The 21,100-nt window shown below is 51.3% G+C and carries 20 protein-coding genes and 1 riboswitch; of the genes, 1 reads left to right on the forward strand and 19 read right to left on the reverse strand.

Translation table 11 applies throughout. The features are described 5' to 3' along the window. Positions 1-49: 49 nt before the first annotated feature. The 19 genes from RW092_RS11285 to RW092_RS11375 form a co-directional block, all read right to left on the reverse strand. The gene (locus RW092_RS11285) at positions 50-652 is read right to left on the reverse strand and encodes an oligosaccharide flippase family protein (protein WP_316010238.1); all 603 of its coding nucleotides are present in this window, start codon (positions 650-652) and stop codon (positions 50-52) included. Between the two features lie 207 nt (positions 653-859). After that, the gene (gene spoVT / locus RW092_RS11290) at positions 860-1,402 is read right to left on the reverse strand and encodes a stage V sporulation protein T (protein ID WP_016314699.1); all 543 of its coding nucleotides are present in this window, start codon (positions 1,400-1,402) and stop codon (positions 860-862) included. Between the two features lie 313 nt (positions 1,403-1,715). Further along, positions 1,716-2,837 carry a peptidylprolyl isomerase gene (locus tag RW092_RS11295; protein ID WP_127576420.1) on the reverse strand — a complete coding sequence of 374 codons (1,122 nt, stop codon included), beginning with the start codon at positions 2,835-2,837 and terminating at the stop codon, positions 1,716-1,718. After that, entirely contained in the window at positions 2,824-6,348 is a 3,525-nt protein-coding gene (gene mfd / locus RW092_RS11300) for a transcription-repair coupling factor (protein WP_316010239.1), read from the reverse strand. Before mfd ends, RW092_RS11295 begins: the two co-directional genes overlap by 14 nt. A 157-nt stretch (positions 6,349-6,505) precedes the next feature. Then, positions 6,506-6,736: an anti-sigma-F factor Fin gene (gene fin, locus RW092_RS11305; protein ID WP_028539769.1), complete on the reverse strand. Its 231-nt coding sequence runs from the start codon at positions 6,734-6,736 to the stop codon at positions 6,506-6,508. 86 nt (positions 6,737-6,822) lie between these two features. Then, a complete protein-coding gene (gene pth, locus RW092_RS11310; RefSeq protein ID WP_016314703.1) occupies positions 6,823-7,383 on the reverse strand; it encodes an aminoacyl-tRNA hydrolase in 561 nt (186 codons plus the stop codon). 496 nt (positions 7,384-7,879) lie between these two features. Further along, positions 7,880-8,833, reverse strand: a complete 954-nt coding sequence (locus tag RW092_RS11315; RefSeq protein WP_009226347.1) for a ribose-phosphate diphosphokinase — start codon at positions 8,831-8,833, stop codon at positions 7,880-7,882. A gap of 112 nt (positions 8,834-8,945) precedes the next feature. Beyond that, on the reverse strand, positions 8,946-10,346 hold the full coding sequence (glmU, locus tag RW092_RS11320) for a bifunctional UDP-N-acetylglucosamine diphosphorylase/glucosamine-1-phosphate N-acetyltransferase GlmU (protein ID WP_028539768.1): 1,401 nt from the start codon (positions 10,344-10,346) through the stop codon (positions 8,946-8,948). 165 nt (positions 10,347-10,511) lie between these two features. After that, positions 10,512-10,796 (reverse strand): septation regulator SpoVG, encoded by a 285-nt coding sequence (gene spoVG / locus RW092_RS11325; protein WP_009226349.1) that lies wholly within the window; start codon positions 10,794-10,796, stop codon positions 10,512-10,514. A 176-nt stretch (positions 10,797-10,972) separates the two neighbouring features. Next, positions 10,973-11,809 carry a pur operon repressor gene (gene purR, locus RW092_RS11330; protein WP_028539767.1) on the reverse strand — a complete coding sequence of 279 codons (837 nt, stop codon included), beginning with the start codon at positions 11,807-11,809 and terminating at the stop codon, positions 10,973-10,975. A 114-nt stretch (positions 11,810-11,923) separates the two neighbouring features. Beyond that, a complete protein-coding gene (ispE, locus tag RW092_RS11335; protein WP_028539766.1) occupies positions 11,924-12,778 on the reverse strand; it encodes a 4-(cytidine 5'-diphospho)-2-C-methyl-D-erythritol kinase in 855 nt (284 codons plus the stop codon). A 188-nt stretch (positions 12,779-12,966) separates the two neighbouring features. Then, positions 12,967-13,146: a small, acid-soluble spore protein, alpha/beta type gene (locus RW092_RS11340; RefSeq protein ID WP_016314706.1), complete on the reverse strand. Its 180-nt coding sequence runs from the start codon at positions 13,144-13,146 to the stop codon at positions 12,967-12,969. 197 nt (positions 13,147-13,343) lie between these two features. After that, positions 13,344-13,619, reverse strand: a complete 276-nt coding sequence (gene veg, locus RW092_RS11345) for a biofilm formation stimulator Veg (protein WP_009226353.1) — start codon at positions 13,617-13,619, stop codon at positions 13,344-13,346. A 207-nt stretch (positions 13,620-13,826) separates the two neighbouring features. After that, on the reverse strand, positions 13,827-14,729 hold the full coding sequence (gene yabG, locus RW092_RS11350; protein WP_016314707.1) for a sporulation peptidase YabG: 903 nt from the start codon (positions 14,727-14,729) through the stop codon (positions 13,827-13,829). Positions 14,730-14,767: 38 nt separating this feature from the next. Further along, the gene (gene rsmA / locus RW092_RS11355; protein WP_316010240.1) at positions 14,768-15,664 is read right to left on the reverse strand and encodes a 16S rRNA (adenine(1518)-N(6)/adenine(1519)-N(6))-dimethyltransferase RsmA; all 897 of its coding nucleotides are present in this window, start codon (positions 15,662-15,664) and stop codon (positions 14,768-14,770) included. Between the two features lie 5 nt (positions 15,665-15,669). After that, positions 15,670-16,215 (reverse strand): ribonuclease M5, encoded by a 546-nt coding sequence (rnmV, locus tag RW092_RS11360; RefSeq protein WP_016314709.1) that lies wholly within the window; start codon positions 16,213-16,215, stop codon positions 15,670-15,672. A 148-nt stretch (positions 16,216-16,363) separates the two neighbouring features. After that, positions 16,364-17,500 (reverse strand): resuscitation-promoting factor, encoded by a 1,137-nt coding sequence (locus RW092_RS11365; protein WP_028539763.1) that lies wholly within the window; start codon positions 17,498-17,500, stop codon positions 16,364-16,366. 445 nt (positions 17,501-17,945) lie between these two features. Beyond that, positions 17,946-18,160: riboswitch (cyclic di-AMP (ydaO/yuaA leader) on the reverse strand. A gap of 202 nt (positions 18,161-18,362) precedes the next feature. After that, complete coding sequence (locus tag RW092_RS11370) at positions 18,363-19,136, reverse strand: TatD family hydrolase (RefSeq protein WP_028539762.1); 774 nt, start codon at positions 19,134-19,136, stop codon at positions 18,363-18,365. 16 nt (positions 19,137-19,152) lie between these two features. Continuing rightward, a complete protein-coding gene (locus tag RW092_RS11375; protein ID WP_316010241.1) occupies positions 19,153-20,442 on the reverse strand; it encodes an HD domain-containing protein in 1,290 nt (429 codons plus the stop codon). Positions 20,443-20,748: 306 nt separating this feature from the next. Here RW092_RS11375 and RW092_RS11380 point away from each other — a divergent pair, with 306 nt between their 5' ends. Further along, on the forward strand, positions 20,749-21,003 hold the full coding sequence (locus RW092_RS11380; RefSeq protein ID WP_009226360.1) for an AbrB/MazE/SpoVT family DNA-binding domain-containing protein: 255 nt from the start codon (positions 20,749-20,751) through the stop codon (positions 21,001-21,003). Positions 21,004-21,100: the final 97 nt, after the last annotated feature.

Below are 21,100 nucleotides of genomic sequence, written 5' to 3' on the forward strand. Positions count from 1 at the left end.
AAGACGAAACGGAGGCTATCGCCATTTCCTAAGTTCAACACAAAAAAACTTACACTGCGGAGGAGCCGACCAGTGCCCCGCCGGCAAGATCCGCATCAGCGGCTCCCACCCGGCTTAACGCCAGCAACAGGACGATCATCACCGTGACCCGAATGGCTTGCTCCACCACCTGGGAAACCGCCGTTGGCGTCATATTTTGATGTCCCTGAAAATATCCCCGCAGCGCCGCCGCCACCGGAATGAGCAACAACGCGGGCGCCGCTCCGCGAAAAGCCGGAATCAACAAGCTGCTTCCGATGAGCTGCGATAAGATCGGAGCGCCAAAATAAAGCAGCACCGCAAAGGCAACCCCCAACCCCAGCATCGTTGCCGATGCCAGTCGCAGCACCTCATTACGCTCCCTTTCCCATCCAGGGGCCTGGCGTTCCGCGATAAATTTGGCTACCGCCGCCTGAAATCCCGAGGTCGTGAGCGTAACTAACAGCGTGTACAAAGGGTAAACCGTATTATAAATGCCAAATACGCCGTCTCCCCCGATATTTTGCAGCGGGATCTTCTGCAGCATTCCCAGCAGCTTGGTGATCAGCGCCGCCGCGCTCAGAACGGCCGCTCCCTTGAGCAGTTTGGAGGATAGGCTTTCCTTCGTTTCCATCATGGCAACCTACTTTGCTTTAACAGTCATCAGCATGTTTTAAAGCTAACAGGTTCCATTATAAGACGAAACGGAGGCTATCGCCATTTCCTAAGTTCAACACAAAAAAACTTACACATCCCTCTACGTTTCGGACGGACGGCGTCCGCCCCAAACAGCGGTGTGTGTAAGTTCCTCCATGCGTCTTGCAAATATTTTGCGTTCTTTCTACTGCTCCATCTGTTTTGCGAGAAAACCGGCAGCGGTCTCTGCCATTTTCGATTCCAAATCGGACATTTTTACAGCATCGTCCTTGTTCACAAGCACCACCGTCCCAATTGGGTCCCCGCCGGCAATAATTGGCGCTATCACAAACGAAGAGATGTTCTCCGGATGATCCTTCGTAATTTCGTACGACCCCGACTCGGTTTCCATGATAATCTTGCGGCCATCCATACTGCTTTCCAGCAAAGAGCTGATCTGCTTGTCCAGGTACTCCTTCTTGGAAGCGCCTGCGACAGCAATGATGGTATCCCGGTCAGAGATTAAGGTAATATGGCTGGTGCTCTCATACAGCGACTCCGCATATTCCTTGGCAAAATCGCCCAATTCTCCAATCGGCGAATATTTCTTCAAAATCACTTCTCCATCCCGGTCCACGAAAATTTCGAGCGGATCTCCTTCCCGAATCCGCAACGTCCGGCGGATTTCCTTAGGAATAACAACACGGCCTAAATCATCGATACGGCGTACAATACCAGTAGCTTTCATTTCACTTGATGCCCCGCTTTCTTAGAAGTTTTGAACTACGGCTTGATTTTTTAAAGCTTCACCTAATCGGACTTTATACGTAATCTGCGGCTTACGCAGATGTATGCGCCATAAGCTTCGCCAAAACGAGCGGCCGAAGGTGGGGACAGGGATGGCTTGTTCTGTGATTCTGACCATAGTATTCATCCCGGGCGAACACCTTATTCATCATAATGAACCATGATTTTTAACAGTTGGATGTGTATAAGGAGCCGCAAGGCCGTCCGCACAAAAAAGCAGCACGGACCTCCCCGCGCTGCTTCTAAGCTCTGCTTTATTTGCTCGTATTCCCGCTATTGGAACCGGCATTGTTGGCAGCTCCGTTGCTGTCCGTCCCGGCATTCGTACCTTCATTCGTTCCGGCATTGGTGCCATTGCCCGCATTGGTGTCTGTTCCCGCGCCATTTTCGCCGGTACTTGTCTCCACTTTAGGCAATTCGATCTTCTTGATGATCTTCTTCTCCAGATCCCCCGCCATGAACTCGTCCAATTTGTTCGAGGCCAGCGTCGTTTGGATCATGTCCTTCTCTTCCTGGGTCAGATCCTCGAATTTCTTCTCGGTCCGAGACTCCACGCGGATGATGTGGTACCCGTATTCCGTCTTCACCGGATCGCCGATTTGGTTGAGCGGTTGGGTCAAGGCCGCTTGTTTAAAAGCTATTACCCAGTCGCGCACTTCCACGTTCTCATACAAACCGCCGTTATCCTTGGAGCCTGGATCTTCGGAGTACTGCTTCGCCAACGCAGCGAAATCTTCACCCTTGTCCAGTTTCGCTTTGACTTCCTTCGCCAGCTTGAGCGTTTCCTCTTCCGTCCGCTCTTTGCCGTCTGGATCGGTGAAGTTAATCAGGATATGACGAACGGAAGCCGTCGTATAATCCTGTTTCGTCGCTTCGAATTCCTTCTTCACGTCATCTTCAGAGATCTTCTGCATTTCGCCTTCCATCACGGTATAAATCCGAACCATGTAGTCCTTGAATTCGGCCTCGGATACCTTCTGGGCGTCCAGCATTTTCTTAAAGTTATCTTCGCCGTAGGACGATTTCATCAAATCAAATTGCTCCTCGGCTTTCTTCTTACCGGCTTCCTTCGTCTTCGCGTCGGCTTTGGCTTCAAGATACTCATAGGCGATCTCTTGCTTCACCAAATATTGACGGAAGTCTTCCATCTGCATGAATTGTTCCATTTGCGGCTGAAGGGCAAGCACGATCCGCTGCTCGCGGTCGAATTCGTTCTCTGTAATTTCGCCGCCATCGTACGTCGCAATCACCTTACTCGTATCGTTTCCTCCCGAGCTTGCATCCTTCTTGCCGCATCCCGCCATAACGGAAAAAGCCAATACCGCTACAAGCCCAATCAGCAGCATTCTCCATGAGCGCCTTTTACTTTGAAACATTCTGTAGTTCCCCTTTCGCTTTGAACGCATCCTTCAGGGCGCCGAGAAACTGCTCCAGCAAGCCCATCATTTCTTTGTCGTCCATTCCCTTGATATTTATCCGGATAATCATCACGGATCCTTGACTAAATTGTACACGTCTTCCGAACAGATTGCCAACTTCGGCAAGCTTGCTTGGAACGATGGCTTGTTCCTGACCTTCGTAGAACTTGATCGTCACTTCTTCGCCCCGCAGCGTCATCGACTCGATGCCATACTGCTTGCCATACAGCTTCACGCGGGCAACCGCCAGGAGATTCTGCACGGCATCCGGCAGCTCCCCGAACCGGTCAAGCAGCTCGTCCTCCAACTCGGCCACGTCCTCGAACGTCTGCACTGAGGCGGTCTTCTTGTAGATTTCGATCTTCTGAATGCTGTCGTAGATGTAATCCGATGGCAAATATGCGTCGATGCCCAAATCGATCGTGGTGTTCCAAGTCGCCTCTGCCGGCGGCGTCTCTCCGAGCATCGTAATTTTCCGCTTCTGGATTTCTTCCGCCAGCATCTGCGAATACAGATCGAAGCCGACGGAAGCGATAAAGCCGTGCTGCTCCGCACCAAGCAAGTTCCCGGCACCGCGGATGGCTAAGTCGCGCATCGCAATTTTGAAGCCGGAACCGAGCTCCGTAAATTCCTTAATCGATTGCAGCCGTTTCTCCGCAACTTCGGTTAAGGACTTGTCTTTTTGATACGTGAAATAAGCATAGGCGATCCGGTTGGATCGTCCGACCCGGCCGCGCAGCTGATACAGCTGGGACAAGCCCATCTTGTCAGCATCATGCACGATCAGCGTATTGACGTTCGGAATGTCCACCCCGGTTTCAATGATACTAGTGCTGACCAAGACATCGTATTCCCCGTCAAGAAAATCGAGAATCGTCTTCTCCAGCTCCTGCTCCGACATCTGGCCATGACCCACGACCACTCGCGCTTCCGGCACGAGCATCGAGATTTGGGCGGCAATTTCATGAATCCCCTGCACGCGGTTATACAGGTAATAAATCTGGCCGCCCCGGGCCATCTCCCGTTCGATCGCTTCGCGTACGAGCGATTGACTGTACTCGACGACATACGTCTGCACCGGGAACCGGTTTTCCGGCGGCGTTTCAATAACCGACAGATCCCGTACGCCCAGCATGGACATATGCAGCGTCCGCGGAATCGGGGTCGCCGTCAGCGTCAGCACGTCCACGTTGGTTTTCAGTTTCTTTAACTTCTCTTTATGGGTAACGCCAAACCGTTGCTCTTCGTCCACGATCAGCAGTCCCAAGTCTTTAAAGACCAGATCCTGCGACAAAATGCGGTGGGTTCCGATAACGATATCCACCGTGCCTTGACGAATCCCTTTAATGGTTTCGTTCTGCTCCTTGCGGCTGCGGAAGCGGCTAAGCGTCTGAATGTTGATCGGATAGCCGGCAAACCGCTCCCGGAACGTCTCATAGTGCTGCTGTGCCAAAATCGTCGTTGGGACAAGCACCGCAACCTGCTTGCCTTCAATCGCTGCCTTAAAGGCCGCACGAATGGCAACTTCGGTCTTGCCGTAACCAACGTCACCGCACAAGAGACGGTCCATCGGACGACTTTGTTCCATATCTTTCTTGATTTCCTCAATGGCCCGCAGCTGGTCTGGAGTTTCCTCATACGGGAACATCGCTTCGAATTCCTGTTGCTCCGGCGTGTCCTTCTCAAATGCATACCCCGGGGCCGCCTGCCGCTCTGCGTACAGCTTAATCAAGTCGTCGGCAATATTTTGGACGGAGGAACGGACTTTGTTCTTGACGCGGTTCCACTCGTTACCGCCCAGCTTGTAGATCTTCGGCTCCTTGTCCTCAGAACCTACATATTTCTGAATCATGTCGATCTGTTCGATCGGCACCGACAGCTTGTCACCGCCGGCATAGAGGATATGCATGTAATCCTTGTGAATGCCGCCGACCTCCAGCGTACCGATGCCCATGTATTTCCCGATCCCGTGGTTCTGGTGAACGACGTAATCGCCGATCTTCAGCTCGGTATAGCTCTTGATCCGTTCGGCATTGTCCATGCTCTTGACGACACGGCGCGCTTTGCGCTGCTTCTGGGAGAACATCTCGCCTTCAGTTATCACAACGAGGTGTACCGAAGGCAGTTCGAAGCCGGACTGCAGGTTGCCTTGCAGCAATTGAGGTTCTTCAATGCCGTAATCCTGCAGTACCCGCCGCATCCGATCCATGCGCTCTTCGGTGCTGGCCAGCATGATGACATGAGCACCGCTCTTTTTCCAACGCTCCATCTCCGCCTTCAGGACATTCATTTGCCCATGGAAATCCTGCATCGCCCGCGTCACGAAATTCACGATATTCTGCGGCTGGGAATGCGGGACTTGACGCAGGAACAGCGACAAGAACAACGTCTGGAACGGACGATGGTAGATCAGATGATCTACGTCCACCGCAAGCGGCAGGTCAGGCAGACTCTTCCCGTTTTGGTATAGGTGCAGATTCCATTCCGCCTCATCGCGTTCCAGCTGCTTGGCCGTCTCCAGCAGGCGCGACGGTTCGTCCAGCAGAAGCAGCGTATCTTCTGGCATGTAGTCATACAACGTTTTTCGCTCTGGATAGATCAAAGAAATATATTTATAAATTTCCGAAAAATAAACATGCTCGCGCAGCATTTCGATTTCTTTGTACATCTCTTCGCGGAGACGGTTCTTGGCCTGGCGATCGGTCATCTTGTCCAGCTGGATCTCCAGCTTCTCCGAGAGCGCCTGCGCTGCCTGGCTCATCCGTTCCTTCGTTGCAATCAGTTCCTTGCAAGGTGGAATGAACACTTCCTTAATCTGGTCCACCGATCGCTGATCCGCCGGATCAAAGGTCCGGATCGAATCCACTTCATCATCAAACAGCTCCACCCGGTAAGCCATGGACGCTGTGAGCGGATAGAAGTCGATAATGCCACCACGCAGGCTCATTTCGCCGCGGGATTCCACCCGTTCGACCCGCTCATAGCCTAGCTCGACCATTTGCGTCATGAACCGCTCCAGTTCCAGCGTGCCTCCGAGCCGGACGGTCAGTCCTGCTTCGGCCATAGCTTCCGGCGTTGGGATATAGCGGCGAATACCGGAATAAGGCACCACCACAATGCCTCGGAATCCCCGGGAGCATTGCAGCAGCACCTCGATCCGCTGGGCCAGCGTTTCCGGGCTGGATACCGCCGATTCAGCAGCAACCAGCTCATTCGCCGGGTACATCAGTACCTGATCCGGTGATAGCGCTTCCTGTAAATCTTCATACATTTTCTGTGCGGAGAACATATTGTGGGTCACGACGAGCAGCGGTCGCTTCGTTTCCTGATGCAGCGCGGCTAGCATCACTTGCCTGGACGAACCCGACAAGCCGGAAATTAACTGCTCCTTCATGCCCGACTGAATGCCCGCAACCGTCGAAGCAAAATCGGTATCGCGTGAAAAAGCTTGAATAAGTGCTTGTAGCAAATGAGGCACCTCTCTTACTGCTGATGGATAGAAATCTATGGCTAGACGAAAAGGGTAAGTCCAGCTTACCCGAACCAAAAAGGAGCCTCAGCAACGTGCCAAGGCTCTATAACCGTATATTCCGGTAAATTTGTCCGTGTTCCTCGTAGCTTGCAGTTTACTGCAAAGGATTCGTAAGCAACATCAGTTCCGGGTTATGATCAAGGGCTTCCTTGCAATAGTCGCAAGTCACCCGGACCGTCATTTCGCCATTTGAATCATACGCTATTATATCTCTCCGCTCATCGGGGGTCAAGGAATGCAAGCCTAATTGGGCTTCTGTGACTTGAGGCGATTCGATTCTACCAATCACCGTCCGGCAGTGCCGACAAACATAGTTTACAGCCATCTATATGCCTCCTGAAGATTCTTTATGTCTCCAGTATGCCCCAAGCAGACGGCTTTTAGCCTATCGGCCCTGATAGATTGACCCATCTATCCGTTGAACTTCGCCATCGTTTGTTCGAACGTATGGTCCAGGCTGTATTCTAGCGCATCGCAAGCCGCTTGAATGGACTGATCGAGCAACGGCTTATCCTTCTTCGCAAAAGGCGACAGGACATAATCCACGATCGCATACCCGGGTTCAGGGCGCGAAATGCCCATCCGGATTCGGTTAAACGTCTGCGTGCCGATATGTTGTATGATCGACTTGATGCCGTTGTGCCCGCCGGCACTGCCTTGATATCTCAGACGATTGCGTCCCAACTCAGTATCGAGGTCGTCGTACACCACGATCAGATCTTCGATCGACGCCTTATAGTAGTCCATATAAGCGCGCACCGCTTCGCCGGATAAATTCATGTAAGTCATCGGCTTAATCAGCACGACTTTCCCGCCTGGCAGCATCCCTTCTCCAATCAAAGCCTTACATTTACTCTGCTTGATCTCGATGCCATGCCGGCGCGCCAGCTCATCCACGGCCATAAAGCCGATATTGTGCCGGGTTTTCTCATATTGGGCTCCCGGATTGCCGAGCCCTACGATCCACTTCATGGGTCATGTCCCTCCAAATTCTAACATATCTATATCTATAAACCGCCTCTGGTACTCGGTTGTTCTTTAACTAACTATACTTTAAGAAAGATGCGAATTAGCTGGAAAAAGTAACGTTAATTTCGACGCAAACTGGCTTTTTGAGCAACTAACGGTAAAACCTGCCGTTAATTTCAGCGTAATTGCTGCTTTAGCTGAAAATCCCCAAAATTAACTATACAATTTACCGTTAAATCACCTGAAACCTTCGTTTCCGCCAAAATTAACGGTAGAAATTCCAGTTCGTTTGTATTCTTCGACGGGGAGTGCCCCTATGGGGAAGCGATCGCCCTCGTAAGAACATTTCTACACGGATGTCTGCTTTCGCCCAACGCTAACGCTCAACCAAGTCCGTGCAACTCCGTTTTCCCCAGCTTCTCCATCGGCCCGCCAATACACCGATAGGGGTTACGTCCCCGTTTGGGAGGACGCAACCCCTGGTATGGCAGTGACCATTTTATTCGATCTCGAACAGCTTGCTGATCGACAGCTCCTCGTGCACACGAATAATCGCCTCGCCCATCAGCGGAGCGACAGACAGCACTTTGAGCTTGCTTGTCGGATTCGGATGCGTGATCGGGATCGTATCGGTCACGATCACTTCCTTCAGCGGAGAGTTTTCCAGACGTTCCATCGCCGGACCGGACAAGACAGGGTGCGTACAGCAAGCGTACACTTCTTCTACCCCGCCTTCCTTGAGCGCGTTGGCACCAAGGACAATCGTACCGGCGGTATCGATGATATCGTCGACGAGAATCGCAGTTTTCCCTTCGATGTTCCCGATAATGTTCATGACTTCGCTGACATTCGGTTCTGGACGGCGCTTGTCGATGATCGCCAGCGGTGCGTTCAGGAAATCCGCCAGCTTACGGGCACGTACCACCCCGCCATGGTCAGGCGAGACGACAACCGGATTCGCGATATGCTTGGAACGGAAATACTGGGCCAAGATCGGCACGCCTAGCATATGATCCACCGGGATATCGAAGAAGCCTTGGATCTGCATCGCATGAAGGTCCATCGTAATGACCCGATGTGCGCCGGCTTTCTCGATCAGATTGGCAACCAGCTTCGCCGTGATCGGATCGCGCGAACGGGCTTTCCGGTCTTGGCGGGCGTAACCGTAATACGGGATAACGACATTAATGCTCTTGGCCGAAGCTCTTTTCAAAGCATCCACCATCACGAGGAGCTCCATCAAGTTATCGTTGACAGGTGCGCAAGTCGATTGCACCACATAGACGTGGCAGCCCCGAACGCTTTCGGACAGCTTGACCTGTATTTCGCCGTCACTAAAGCTCGTCGTCTCCGATTCGCCCATCGGAATGCCGATATAGTCGGCGATTTGATGAGCCAATTTCGGATTGGAGTTACAGGTGAATATCTTTAATTTAGAATCACAATAAGTCATAAAATTAAAACCCTCCGTGCTGTGTAGATAGCGTCAGGGAGTCTCTTAAACAACCCGCCTTCACAGCTACCCCGTCTATTCAAATGGTCACTGCAGATCACTGCATTTGAAATTAAGATTGTCGCTGTCTTTCCTTCTTCGCTTTCGCCCGGGCACGAATCTTCTCGGCATAGCCGGGTTTATTCTCCTGCCGGGTTCTGGCAATAGCAAGATCATTGTCCGGAACCGATTGCGTAATCGTGGATCCGGCAACGACATAAGCGCCTTTGCCCACCTTCACCGGAGCGATCAAGTTGACGTTACTGCCAACAAAAGCATCGTCCTCAATCTCCGTAATGGACTTATTATAACCATCATAGTTCACTGTTATCGCGCCGCAGCCAATATTCACGTTCTTACCAACCTTCGCATCGCCGATATAGCTGAGGTGCGAGACTTTGGAGCCTTCATCGAGGGTTGCATTTTTGATTTCAACAAAATCGCCAACCTTCACATGTGCTCCGAGCTTCGCCCCTGGACGCAAATAAGCGAAAGGACCAACTGTCGTCTCCTGGCCGACTTCCGCCTGGCTCAGCACCGACTGTTTCACCTTCGCGCCGTTTTGGATCACGCTATCTTCGATTTCTGCAGCCGGCCCAATCACGCAATCTTCGCCGATGGACGTTTTCCCGGATAGAACGGTACCTGGATAAATTACGGTATCCGCTCCAATGGTAACATCGGCCCCGATGTACGTAGAAGCTGGATCAATCACCGTTACGCCGTTCAACATATGGCCCCGCACGATGCGTTCCCGCATGACGGCTTCAGCTTCCGCCAAGGCCACCCGGTCATTGACGCCAATCGATTCGCGAACGTCTGCTACCGCATAACCTTCGACAATTTCGTTCGCCTGCACCAAAATGCCGATCACGTCGGTAAGATAATACTCCTGTTGCGCGTTGTTGTTCGTTACTTTCTCCAGTGCAGCAAACAATTTGGCATTATCAAAGCAATAAGTGCCTGTGTTAATTTCCTGCACGGCGGCTTCCTCCGGCGAGCAGTCCTTCTGTTCAACAATCCGTTCAACCGTTCCGTTAGCGCCGCGGATCACTCGGCCGTAACCATACGGTTGTTCCATTACCGCTGTAAGTACGGTTGCTGCCGCTCCCTTACGTTGATGAAGTTCGAAAAGAGCTTCCAGTGTTTCCGCCGTAACCAAAGGGGTATCGCCACAAATAACCAGTGTGACTCCTTCTTCTCCCGCCAATAATGGCCCGGCCTGCTTGACGGCATGTCCGGTTCCCAGCTGTTGCTCCTGCAACACGTATTCCGCCGATGAACCCAAATAGGATTTTACAGCTTCAGCTCCATGGCCAACAACGACGATGCTGCGTTCGCAACCTGCTTCTTGAACCGCATTTAGTACATGCCCAACCATCGGTTTGCCGCAAACGGGGTGAAGCACCTTATAGAGCTTGGACTTCATCCGTTTCCCTTGGCCTGCGGCAAGAACGATCGCTAATCTCTTCAAGTCCCCGGCCTCCTTCTTATTTTTAAAAAAAGAAGTATTTCTCTCTCTCTCATTAAAACTCATTACTGAATATATCTCATTTAGGGCAAAAAGAAAAGGGAGCCATGCGGACATGGCTCCCTTTTCCTCGAACCCCAATTGATCGATAAATCAAATAAATGCGACTTACGCCCCTTCTTCAATCGCTTCCTCTTGTTCGGCGGCGCGCTCGTACTCAGCCAGAACAGCGGCTTGAATCTTCTCGCGAGTACCGGAGGAAATCGGATGAGCGATATCCCGGAACTCCCCGTCCGGCGTGCGCTTGCTAGGCATTGCTACGAACATCCCATTGTTCCCATCGATGACGCGAATGTCATGAACAACAAATTCGTTATCGATGGTAATGGATGCGATGGCCTTCATTCTGCCCTCAGAGCTGACTCGGCGGAGTCTTACATCCGTAATTTGCATATGTGTTCACCACCTTTTTCCATCAGAGACTTGGTGTATTATTCCACACAGCAAACCGAAATCCTTTTTTTTTGATCAACAAAATGGCCTAAAATCACGATTTTTTTTGATAAAACGGGGTTTTCGACATGTTTCGTCGAGAATTCTTACAATTTGAGGAGATATCGACATAGTTCTTATTGTTCAAATTTCGAAAAATAATTCCCAGGTTCTACTGAAATCTCCTTCTCCTTGGGATCTACCGCCCGAAGTGTAGCCAGGGAAACGTAATCATGTAGCAGACGCTGTTCGCTGGCAACTTCGCCCGATTCAACCAGAACCCCAACTCCTGCAACCTCTGCGTTAAACTCGGCCAACAGGTCAACCATCCCTTGGATCGTGCCCCCCGCCTTCATAAAGTCATCGACGATCAAGACGCGAGAGTGTTCCTTCAATGCCCGGCGCGACAGCGTCATCGTATGCAGGCTCTTGTGGGAGCCCGATACGTAATTGATGCTAACGGCGGATCCTTCCGTCACCTGATGGTCGCGACGAACCAGGACGACGGGCAGATTCAGTTCCGCTCCCGTTGCATAAGCGAGAGGGATCCCCTTCGTTTCCACGGTCATGATGCAGTCGATCTCCAAATCGCCGAATACGGTTGCAAACAACTTGCCCGCTTCATTCATCAACGCCGGTTGTCCCAAAAGATCCGACATATACAAATATCCGCCCGGTAAAATTCGGTCTGGCTGCGCCAGCTTCTCACAGAGGTGCTGGATAAAAGCGTTCGCTTGCTCCCGTCCGACCCGGGGAATATATTTCACGCCGCCGGCCGCCCCGGCAAGCGTCAGCAATTCCCCCATGCCTTCGCCTTCAAACACTTCTTTAATAATCCCCAGATCCTCGCTGATGGACGACTTGGCCGCCCCATACCGTTGCGCAAAGGTAGTCAGCGGGATTAAATGGTGTGGTCTAGACAACAGATAATGGGTCATCTCCACCAAACGAGCGCTTCTTTTTAATTTCTTCACGAAGTACCCCTCGCTAAATCCGAATATTTTAATGAAACTATAACACTTTTGTACGGATTTGTCCAAGCCTTGGAACGAGGAAGGAGTACCCGGCTCCAGTTCCGCAGCCGAGCTTCAAGTCAACAGCCGTACGGCGTAAACCTCTTTGCAGAACCCGCGCAATCCGTTATAGATGCGGGACACCTTCGATTCTTTCGAGACGAGCCCAAATACCGTAGGTCCGCTGCCCGACATTAACACGCCGTCCGCGCCAAGACGCAGCATTGCCTCTTTCAGTTGCGCTACCTCTGGATGAAGCTCCAGCGTCACCTGCTCCAGCACGTTACCGAGCGCTTGGCATACCTCCGTGAATGAGCGTCTCTCCAACGCCTCTCGCATCCGGATTGCCGATGGATGATCGGTAATTTGCTCCGCCTGCAGGCGCCCATACACCTCGGCCGTCGACACGTTGATCGGTGGCTTCGCTAACACCACCCAGCATTGCGGCGGATTCGCCAGCGGCGTCAACACTTCGCCTCGCCCTGTCGCCAGCGCCGTCCCGCCCGTCACGCAAAACGGCACATCTGAACCCAGCTCCGCCCCCAGCTCCTTGAGCTCCTCTTCGGGAATGCCAAGCTCCCATAAACGGTTTAAGCCCCGCAGCGTCGCCGCAGCATCGCTGCTTCCGCCGGCAAGGCCGGCAGCGACCGGTATTTTCTTATCGAGGTGGATATAAACCCCGCTCCGCACATTGTAGCGTTCCTTGATCAGCTTCGCCGCCTGAAACGCCAAGTTCTTCTCATCCAGCGGAATATATCCGGCCTGGCTCGAAATAATGATTGTATCCCGCGGAAGAGCGCTCATTTCCAAACGGTCCGCCAGATCCACCATCGTCATGATCATCTCGACCTCATGGTATCCGTCGGGACGTTTATGTAACACGTCGAGCATTAAGTTAATTTTGGCCGGTGCTTTTTCGTAAATTTTCATGCCGCTTCCCCACCTCAGCAATTCCGTGGAATATCCGCATCCATCCGGTCTTATTAGCACATTCTTTTATTCTAAAAAAACGTTGCCTCCACGTCTATGTATGAAAGACATTTTTTTCTCCCTCTATCTTACTTCATCCAACGAAAAAAACGAAGCTCCCTGAAAGGGACGCTTCGCTGTGGCAGAGGTTATTGCTGTTTCGCGGCTGCCTTCTCGGCAAGCTCAATCGCCCGCTTCACCATATTGCCCGCATCTTTGGCCTTGATGCCGCCCCAGCCCTCCTGCTGGACGGTATCGTAAAATCCCAGATCCTTCGCTAATTCGACCTTCAAGTTCTCCGACATCACGCTGCGTCTTCTTCGCGACATGGTCAGTCTCCTCCTTTTGGCCATGGAAATAGGAACGATGGTTAGTATACGCGAGCACCGATGCGAGCATACACCGAGATTTTGTCCATCTAAAGTGAACACCGGCAACCTTGGTGGATGAACCCATTACCCGTAAAAAAAAGAAAAAAACGGTCTCACCCGAAGGCGAGAACCGTTTGCGGTTTGATTCATGATGTTCACGGTTTAATATACGAAATCCGCATCCCATCGTTGTCGTCATAAACCATGACTTCAACAGATTCGGTCAGTATATCGGCATAACTGTAAGACACACGCTTAAAGGTTTGCTGCTCTTGATCCAGCTTCACAATGAAGACCGAAGGATAGGTCTCCTCTAACACTCCAGTGCGTTCGACGGTCTTCCGGCGACCACCGTTAGCCCGGAGCATAATTTTCTGTCCTACATGGGCGTCGAGACTATGCTTTATTTCCGACAGCGCATTTTTAGCCATTGCCTGTGACCACCTTCTTTCTTTGTCCATTATACAGGAAAGTCACAAACTTGTCAAATCGAAATAAATAATTATATCAGCAGCAAAAAAGATGTGTCAACGATTATTTTTCGACATTTTCTTTTGCCTGGTGGCTCAAGAGCTAAATACTAAAAAAATAACCGGAAGGTCCTGGGGCACTAGCCTCAGTTCCTTCCGGCAACCCTTTCACATGGACGGCACCACTTTCAGCGTCGACAAGTCCTTCAGTTTGGGCAACCCGATTCGGTAACTGCCACGAGTCTCGATCCCGCCAACCCCCTGGGCGCCGCTGATCGTATGATTCAGCACGTCAGTAATCTGGATCGTATCCCGAATCGAGGTGAGCGACGCTTTCGCAGCGATATACACCGGATCCAGCGCATGGATCAGCACCCGGCCGGGTGAACTCGCAAAATTAGCCCCCGCCTGCAGCAACGCCTCAAAATGCGACTGGCAAGCGCCGGCCACAATCGTTAACGTATCGAAATTCCGTTCGTATTGCCGAGCCATTTGAATGGCCTCCACGAAATACTTGGAATTTTTATAGCTGGTCAAATTATAAAGGTCGCTGGTGGGACGCGATTTCAACACGCCGTCATGACCGGTAATCACAACGATATCCGGCTTGACCACAGGCAGCAGACGGTACAGCGCACTCGCCATTTGCGATTCCGTGACATAGTATCCCTGAACCGGAACACGCAGCTTCTGATACAGGCTTAGGCTCTTTTGTAAATAGCGTTCATCCCCATCTAAATGCAGGACCTTCCCTGGGACCTCAAAATAGGCCGTCTCTCCTTGCCCATACAGATCCCGTCCAATCACCATTCGATTGCGTTCTGCCAATTCCTTGCGGTCTTGCGTTAACCGCTTCAGCGATTCCGTCGCCTTAATGCGGGCCCGCTGCGTCGTCTCTCCTGGGGAAGCCGGGTCTACCCTGACCAAATCGGTTAAGGGCGCATCCGCCAGCAGCCGGAATTCCGTTCCTTTAATAATCGCTTCACTCCGCACAATCTGTTCGATTCGGAACGTAACATCTCCACCGTATGATTTGCGGACGACCAAGTCTCCCAAATTCGCCAAATCCATCACCTCTATCCCATCGTATGGGCGATAAGAGGGAATGGTTACACGCGGAGTTCCTTCACGCCGGCATTCAGCAGCGTATCGCTCAGCTTGGCGAACTCCTCCAGGCTTAAGGTCTCCGCTCGCCGGGAAGGCTGAATCTCGGCTTCCTCCAGCAGTTGCTCCAGTCTCTCGCGCCCTTCCTTCGGGAAGAAGCGGCTTTTCAGATTGTTGGAAATCGTCTTGCGTCTCTGGGCAAAAGAGGCCTGTACCACCTCGAAGAAAAAGGCCTCATCCTGAACCGCCACCGCTGGCGTCTCCCGCACGGTTAAGCGAATCACGGCAGACTCTACATTCGGCTGCGGAATAAACACGCTGTGCGGCACCGTACAGATCATCTCCGGGATGCTGTAGTACTGCACGGCGATGCTGAGGCTGCCGTAATCCTTGCCGCCAGGAGCCGCGGCCATACGCTCAGCCACTTCCTTCTGGATCATGACGACGATATTTCTCAGCGGGAGCTTCTCTTCCAGCAGCTTCATCATGATGGGAGTCGTCACGTAGTAAGGCAGATTGGCAACGACGCTGACGCCGCTCACTTCACTGAACTCAGCCGCAAATAAAGCCTGCAGGTCCAGCTTTAACACGTCGCCATGGATCACATGGACGTGCGGGTACGGCTCCAGCACCTCCTGCAGAATCGGGATCAGTCGCTGGTCGATCTCGACCGCGGCCACCTTGCCCGCCTCCTGCGCCAGCTTCTCCGTTAACGCGCCGATTCCGGGTCCGATTTCGAGTGCCCCCTGGCTCTCGTCCAATTCGGCGGCGGCAACGATTTTACCGAGGATGTTCTGGTCGATCAGAAAGTTTTGCCCCAGGCTCTTTTTGAACGAAAAACCGTGCCGCTGGATGATCTCCTTCGTCCGGCGCGGTGTGGATACGTCTTCCCTTATGCTCATGGTTCTTAAACTCCTTTGCTTTCCAACTCGGCTAACGCAGCTGCAAACTCCTCGCGGCTGATCCGGAACACGGTTAACCGCTTGTAGAGCTGCTTTCCGTTACAATATCCGATACCCAGCAGCTCGCCCAGCGCTTTTCGCCGCGCCGCCGCTTGCGGGTGCACGATTAACCCTGCGTTTATCAAGTCTTCCCAGGTGATCGCGGCCTCTACTCCAGGCGCTTCGCTGCGGACCCGAGATAACGCGGCGCGAATCGCCTCCGGCGAGGCGTTCTCCACCCCGATGTCGCCTCGCTTCGTCGCCTCCGCCTCCGGCAGGAAAGCGTGCTTGCAGCCCGGCACCCGTGCGGCCACAATTTTGCGAATCCGCTCCCCGGCATGGTCGGGGTCCGTAAAAATAATCACGCCCCGGCGTTCCTGCGCCAAAGCGATTTTCTTGAGCACGGCTTCGCCGATCGCCGAACCTCCGGTCTCGATTGTATCCGCCTCTACGGCGCGCTTTATGGCCACGGTGTCGTCTCGACCCTCCACCACGATGACCTCTTTGATCATGAATCTGTCTTCCTTCCTGTTCTTGCTTGTCTCCACCAGAATAACAAAAAGAAGAGGATCATTACATCCTCTTCTAATCCACTGTCTTATTCATCATCCTAATACTATCTTATTCCCTTCGCATTGTAAAACGAAAGAGAACGAGAACTTAGTTCAATTCCGGCTTCGTCGGACCGATCACGTAGACGGTGCGGCCCTTCTTGCGGCCGAATTTCTTCGCATCCTTCAAACTATCAAAATACACATCCATCTTATGGCCATCGATGGCCCCGCCGGTATCCTCTGCCTTACGGAAGCCGATTCCTTCGATGTATACCCACCAACCAAGCGGAACGACGTCTTTATCCACCGCAATCGTTCTGCCTTCTGTCACGCGGGTACCCGAAGCCGTGCGGGTGCCAATTCCGTCTTCTTCCGCCGAATACGCGGTTAACGTAACATTTTTCAAGACTTTTTTATATTTGAATGAGACGCCACCTTTGGTCGTCGTTCCGCTGATGTTCACCGTATTTCCCTTACGGCTGATGCTGGCCGACAGAACCTCGGTAGGTTTCTTCGTACCGACTGCGATCACCTTCGGCTGAGCTTCCTTGGAGACCTCTTTGCCGAGCCAACGCTTCGCCACGAATTTTCCGTCTTCGTAAGTTTTCTCAATGTTGTGAATGACCAGACCTTCGGAACCTTCCTGGATCACTTTCGTGGTGCCTTTCAGCAGCTTGTCGTCCGACGTTTTGACCACGCTAAAGGGCACGGCCTCCTTCGTCTGCACCGTTTGCTTGCTGACCCGAACGACCTTCACATTCAGGTTCTCGGTAACTTTACTGTCCAATGTCGGTGTCACCTTGTCGTCTTCACCCAAAGTGATGCCGAGCTCGGACAATACGCCCTCGACTTTGCTTTGCGTCGTGAAGTGGACTTTCGTATTGCCGTCCGCGGTCACACTGACCGGCTTCGCGCGTACTATGACAATGCGGTCACCGTTCTTCAGCGAGCTTTCCAGCGGGAGGGATACTGAATCCTTCGCACTGAGCTTAATCGATTGTTCCTCCAGCAGATGAGCTACACTGGATTGGGTTGTCTCCACTGACTGGACATTCCCGTCCACGATCAGGGATACTTCCTTCTGTGCCTGGCTATACAGCCAGATTAGGATGATGATGATTCCCGCGATGGCCAGAACGCCGACGAGCGCTATCTGACGTAAATTCTCATGCTTCCATCGCATTGCGTAAGACATGCTGGATGAGCGTGATTCATGGGTCTCCTCTTTGCGGAAAATGCCCATTTCTTCCGTCCTCCTTCATAGTCCCGCCGTCTAGGTCGATGCATGATAACGATTGACGCGACTACAGTTACTTTTTACAAAACGCCTAAGGTAGTCAAAAAGTCATCTTTTGATCACGAAGCAGGTCAAGAAGTGAATTCGGCATCGAATCTTGAATTCAGCCGGGCCTTCCGTTGCTCACGTACTCCCATGTACGCTGCGCTACTCAGTCCCTAGCTTCATCCAACCTTCTCGGTGCTGAAAACCTGACTTTTTGAACACTGATCTTAAATTTAATCCTAAGCGTTTTGCATCCTTGACCAGTCTCTCCTGCTTGTCGTCACCTCCTGTTTTCCAACAGTATGACGACCCTATTACTTTTATTCAAAACAAAAGAAGCCGGGAGAAAGAGTTAGAGGAACTCCTTCGTGGCTTCTTGAATGTCTTGGGTGTAATAGCTGCACGAGTGACCTCTCTTATTCGCTTACGAGGTTAGCTGTCGGGTTCGGGCGAAAGAGAGCCGCCCTTTCTCAGTACATTCGCTCATGGCGCAATGACCTTGAATTCACCCCATAGACCCTGGAAAGAAATCAAATACGAACGCGATTAGGCTGCCGCCAACCTGCAATTCGTATTGGTTCCCCCGTTCTCCGTCATAAGGAGATTCAGCGAGACTGGTTCATGGAACCAAGCATCGTATGGTTCAGTCCAAAACGAACCGAATCGATACTGAAAAGATTCTATCCTGTTTCGATGCAGGTTGTAAAGGAGTAATCAACCACGTTTTTTTAAAAAAATGGTTAAAAAAATGTAATGACCTTGTTTTTGAGGGTTAAAAAGCATTAATCTTTCCGAAATCCTCTTTATTTCATCCGTTTTGCTCTCAAATACTCGGAATTCCAAATCGTTCCAATGCATTTCGGGTGGTAATTTCCGCGATTTCCTCAAAAGTAACCCCTTTGAGCTCGGCTGCCATTTCCGCAACCAAACGAACATGAGCTGACTCGTTTCGTTTACCACGATATGGATGCGGCGTTAAATAAGGGGAATCCGTTTCGATCAGCAAACGGTCCATCGGCGTCTTGGCCAACACTTCCTTGGGTTGTTTTGCATTTTTAAACGTAATCGGCCCGCCAAACGACAAATGAAATCCCAAATCTAGACACATTTTGGCAATTTCCCAACTGCCGGAGAAGGAGTGCATCACGCCTCCAACCTCGTTGGCCTTCTCTTCCCGAAGGATGCGAACCACGTCTTCGTGAGCGTCCCGATTATGAATGGAAATCGGCATACCTAAGCTGCGAGCCAGTCCAATTTGCTGGCGAAAAACCTTATGTTGAACGTCCTTAGGGGACGTATCCCAATAATAATCCAGCCCAATTTCTCCGATGGCGACGACCTTTTCATGCTTGCACAATTCTGCAATCCAGTCCAAATCGCCCTCTTGCATCGTAATCGCGTCTTGCGGATGCCATCCGACCGCGGCATAAATGAAGTCATAGGTCTCTGCCAGCTTCATGGTCGAAGGGATTGTCTCACGGTTAAATCCGATGTTGATCATCCGCGTAACCCCTTGTTCCACAGCGCGCGCGATCACTTCCTCGCGGTCCTCGTCAAATTGGGGAGCATCCAAATGCGTATGCGTATCAAATAACATAAACCTTGTCATCCTCCTATTTCCGTTGCTCGAAAATGCGGGCTACCGGGCGAGGCAGCCGCTCCATTACAGCACACAATTTATTATCCGGATAGTACAAATGCGTCTTCCCCCGGTGTAATCCGCTGATCGACCGCACGATATCCGAGACTTCCGAAATTTCCCGCAGCCGCTCCTGCCGGTCCAACAACAAAATTTGCTTCTGCCGAACCCCGCCGTCCGGACGGAACACATCATACGGCAGATCCGTCGGAAAATCAATTTCCATGTCGTATTCAGGTTCAAGCCCGACTTGTCTGAAGGCGTTCCGAATCTCGTCCAGCATTTCCAGCTCCGGTGAATCTAATTCTACATATTTATACAGCTTACGATTCAAAAACCGAGAACATAAATCGCTTAACCGCTCGTCGTCTTCTCTCGTCCACTGCATGAAGGTCGTTTGCATCAGCGCTTCGTCCAGCTGCAAATAATCGGTTACGCTGATATCCCCTTGAAATAAGTTCGGTAACGGATGCGGCAAGAAGCAAAAAGAATGCCCGCTCCGGTATAATTCCTTAGCCCGACGCAAAATTTGCCGAAGAATGATCTCCGAGCTCCGCGTCACCGGGTGGAAATAGACCTGCCAATACATCTGATACCGCGACATCAAATAGTCTTCCACCGCATGCATCCCTGATTCTTTGACCACAACCCGCCCTTGAAATGGTCGAAGCATCCGCAAAATCCGGTCCATGTCAATCGTCCCGTAGTTTACACCGGTAAAATAAGCATCCCGCAGCAAATAATCCATCCGATCCGCATCCAGCGGGCTAGACACCAAATTCACCACAATCGGATTGTCATAATCCTTCCGGATCACCGCAGCCACCTTGTCTGGAAAATCCGGTGAAATCTCGCGCAGGACGTTCCCCACCTCAGTTTCTCCCAATAGGATTTTGCAGGTCCAATCCTCGTGATGCATTTGAAAAGCTTCTTCTATAGAATGGGAAAACGGACCATGCCCGAGGTCATGCAGCAGCGCCGCACACAAGGCGACCATTTTCTCGCTGCGAGGCCAATCCGTGTAGCCGCTTCGCTCAAATTGCGAAATAATCCGCCGCGTAATCTCGTAAACGCCAAGCGAATGGGAAAAACGGCTGTGCTCGGCACCATGAAAGGTCAAATAGGAAGTCCCGAGCTGTCGAATCCGGCGAAGCCGCTGAAATTCCGGCGTATTAATGAGCGACCAGATCACTTCGTCCTGTACATGAATATAATTATGTACGGGGTCTTTGAACACTTTCTCTTCGCTAAGCCGACGATGCATGAACCAACACTCCCTTTTTCATAAAATTTGGTGGGTCACCGCGTAGATACGACAAGAAATGTCGAATTATGTCGCAAAATGACTGGATGACGATTTCCAAAATGTCGAAATATAGATTATTGTGAACTTACTAGATTCCGTAAAGGTTCTCGGTGTCAAGTATCCGAATTTATTAGAAATAATGTTGAACTATACCATAAATAGGTTGACTAATCTGGCAATGGTTGGTATTATAAAAAACAGAAAAGATAGAATGATGTCGAATAATGACAATTCCAAAATTATAGCGAGAGGGGCAATCATCCTATGATGAAATCCACTGGTATTGTAAGAAAAGTAGACGAATTAGGCCGTGTTGTTATTCCAATTGAATTGCGCCGCACTCTGGGGATCGGAGAAAAAGATGCGCTCGAAATTTATGTAGATGGTGAACGGATTATGCTCAAGAAATATGAGCCGGCTTGCATCTTCTGCGGTAATGCAGAGAACGTAACTTACTTCAAAGGCAAAATTGTTTGCCATGAATGCATTACGGAGCTTCCTACCCCTGTGACAAATTAAGAAATATAGTATATAATAGATTTACTGAAACTGTTAATTCTAACCTTTTTCATATCTCCTTGGCGCCTTCCTAGGCTTGAACCCGGCCTAGCGAAGG

This window comes from Paenibacillus sp. 3LSP (assembly GCF_032465655.1).
Taxonomy (GTDB): domain Bacteria; phylum Bacillota; class Bacilli; order Paenibacillales; family Paenibacillaceae; genus Fontibacillus; species Fontibacillus barengoltzii.